The organism is Spirillospora sp. NPDC049652, assembly GCF_040675125.1.
Taxonomy (GTDB): Bacteria; Actinomycetota; Actinomycetes; order Streptosporangiales; family Streptosporangiaceae; genus Spirillospora.
Genome location: NZ_JBFAOF010000813.1, coordinates 1 through 3,354, shown reverse-complemented (window position 1 = coordinate 3,354; position 3,354 = coordinate 1). Strand labels below are relative to the sequence as shown.

At 72.9% G+C, this 3,354-nt stretch carries 1 protein-coding gene; it reads right to left on the bottom strand.

Features of this window, described 5'->3' with window-relative positions:
• On the bottom strand, positions 1-3,354 hold a 3,354-nt coding region (locus AB0J52_RS33090; RefSeq protein ID WP_500186793.1), incomplete at both ends, for a non-ribosomal peptide synthetase.

Sequence of the window (3,354 nt, the reverse complement as noted above, 5' to 3'; positions counted from 1 at the left end):
GTGGCCCTCGACGTCCACCAGGACGCCGCCGGTCAGGCCGTCGTGCCGCTCGGCGAGCGCCGCGACCAGACCGGTCAGGAGGACGTCGTCGACGCCGGTGTGGAAGGCCGCCGGGATCGTGGTGAGCAGCGCGGAGGCCACGTCTTGCGGCAGCGCCGTGGAGACCCGGTGCGTCCCGGCCTCGACGGTGTCACGGGACGGGTCCAGGGGGCGCGCGGCGAGGGCCGGTTGCGGACCGTCGAGCAGGCGTGTCCAGTGGGGCATTTCGTCGGTTCTGTCCTGCTCGGCCAGCCTCGTCGCCCACCGGCGGAAGGACGTGGGGACCGGGTCCAGGTCGCGGCCTTCGTAAGCGGCGGCCAGGTCAGGGGGCAGGATGCGCCAGGACACCCCGTCGATGACGAGGTGGTGGACGACGATCAGCAACCGGCCGGGCGTCGCGGGGCCAGCGTCGAACCACACCACCTGCACCATCACGCCAGCGGCCGGGTCCAGCCGATCCGCAGCCGCGCGGAGTTCGGCCGCGACGTCCTGCCCGGAAGCGCGACGCACCAGGTCAGCCGCCCGCGCCTCGCCGGGCGGGGGGACCAGCAAGCAGCCTTCGGCCTGGTCCAGCCGGGCACGGAGGACGTCGTGCCGATCCACGACGGCCTGCACCGCCGCGACCAGCCGGTCGGGTTCCAACCCGGCGGGGACCGTCAACAGCATCGACTGGCAGAACGTGTCGCTCAGCCCGCCGCGCTCGGCCACCTCCCACATGACCGGGGTCAGCGGCACCGCGCCGAGGCCGTCATCGCCCGCATCTGCCGCAGCCGCGGCGTCCGACTCCGCGACGCGGGCGAGGGCGGCGGGGGTCTTCTCCTCGAACACCTGCCGGGCCGTGATCACCAGGCCCTCGCGGCGGGCCCGCGACACCACCAGCATCGACATGATCGAGTCGCCGCCGAGCTCGAAGAACGAATCGTCCGCCCCGACCGACTCCAGGCCGAGGATCTCGGCGAACAGGCCGCACAGGACGGCTTCGCCAGGCGTCGCCGGGGCACGTCCACCGGCCCCGGCGCCGAAGTCGGGAGCGGGCAGCGCGGCCCGATCGACCTTGCCGTTCACGGTCACGGGGAACTCGTCCAGCAGGACGACCGCGGCCGGGACCATGTAGTCCGGGAGCTTGGCGGCGACATGCTCGCGCAGTGCTTCCGGGGACGTGTCGGTGACGGCGTAGGCGATCAGTCGCTTCGTCCCCGGCTGGTCCTCGCGCGCCAGGACGACGACCTGGCTGACGGCGTCGTGCGCAGCCAGAACGGCTTCGATCTCGGCCAGCTCGACCCGGAACCCCCGGATCTTGACCTGGTCGTCGACGCGGCCCGCGAACTCCAGCAGGCCCTCGCTCGTCCAGCGCACCAGGTCGCCGGTCCGGTACATCCGTCCGCCGGAGCCGAAGGGGCACGCCACGAACCGCTCAGCCGTAAGCGCGGGGTTGGCGATGTAACCGCGCGCCACGCCGCGACCCGCGACGTACAGCTCACCGATGACGCCCGGCGGGACCGGACGCAGGTACTCGTCCAGCACGTAGGCGCGGGCGTTGTCCATCGGCCGCCCGAGAGGGATCGTCCCGAGAACCTGCCGCGCTGCCGTGAGAGGTAGTTGGGTGGTGAAGGCCGTGGTCTCGGTCGGGCCGTACGTCGTCCGGACCACCAGGTCCGGATGCGCCTCCAGCAGCGCGCGGACGGCGACCGGGGACACGACGTCCCCGCCGGTGGACACCTCGCGGACACCCGCGAACATCTCCGGCGCCTGCTCGGCCAAGGCGGCGAACAGGCCGGCCGTCGCGTGCACATTGGTCACGCCGTGCTCGGCGATGAGACCGGCACGCTCCCGGACGTCCACCTCACCCGGCGGCACGATCACCAGCCGCCCTCCGCGCAGCAGCGGCGCCCAGATCTCGTAGGTCGAGGCGTCGAAAGCGTGGTTGGCCTGGACCAACACCCGCTCCAACACCTCATCGGTCCACGCCTCGTCGGCGCAGAAGTCGGCGACGTTGGCGTGCGTGACGGCCACGCCCTTGGGGGCCCCGGTCGAACCGGACGTGTAGATCACGTACGCGAGCTGGTCACCACCGACATGGACGTCAATCGGAGTGCCGTCCGGGTCCAGTGAACCGAGGAACTCCCCGTCCACCACCAGCACCGGGCTCGCGTCGGCCAGCATGAACGCGATGCGCTCGGACGGATACGACGGGTCGATCGGCAGATAGGCCGCCCCCGCCTTCACCACCCCGAGCAACACCGCGATCAGATCGGCCGAACGCTCCAGCCGAACACCGACCAGATCCTCACGGCCCACACCACGTCCGGCCAGCGTCCGCGCCACACGGTTCGCCCGCGCGTCCAACTCGGCGAACGTCCAGCACACATCGCCGAACACCACCGCGACCGCATCCGGCGAACGCCGCGCCCGCCCCTCGAACAGCTCCGCAAGCGACCCGGTAGCCACCGCGCGAGCCGTGGCGTTCCAGCCATCGACGACCAGCTCGCGCTCGCCGGGCGCCAGGACGTCCAGGTCTCCCAGCCGGACGGCCGGGTCGGCCGCGACCTGCGCCAGCACGCGGGCGAAGCGGTCCGCCAGCAGCCGTGCCGTCTCCTCGTCGAACAGGTCGGCGGCGTACTCCAGGGTTCCGTCCAGTCCGCCGCCGTCCCGTTCGAGCAGGGTGAGCGAGAGGTCGAACTTGGCGGGGAGCGCCTCGACCGGCAGCTCCTCGACGTCGAGACCGGGCAGGTCCCAGCGGATCGGGGGCAGGTTCCGGACGGTCAGCATGACCTGGAACAGCGGGTGCCGGGCGAGCGAGCGGGCCGGATTCAGCTCCTCCACCAGCCGCTCGAACGGCAGGTCCTGGTGGGCGTAGGCGGCCAGGTCGGTGTCCCGGACGCGCGCCAGCAGTTCGGCGAACGCCGGGTCGCCTGCCGCGTCCGTCCGCAGCACGAGCGTGTTCAGGAAGTGCCCCACCAGGCCCTCGACCGCGGGTTCGTCGCGCCCGGCGACCGGGGTGCCGAGCGGGATGTCCGTGCCCGCCCCGAGCCGGGACAGCAGCGCCGTCAGCGCCGCCTGCAGCACCATGAACAGGGTGGCGCCCTGGCGGCGGGCCAGCTCGGTGAGCTCGCGGTGGACGCCGGCGTCCAGGGCGAGCGGTACGGTCCCGCCCGCGAACGAGGCGACGGCGGGGCGCGGACGGTCCGTCGGCAGCGCCAGTTCCTCGGGCGCGTCGGCGAGGGCTTGGCGCCAGTGGGCGAGCTGCTCCGCGGCCAGACTCTCCGGGGCATCGCCGTCGCCGAGGATCTCGCGCTGCCAGAGCGCGTAGTCGGC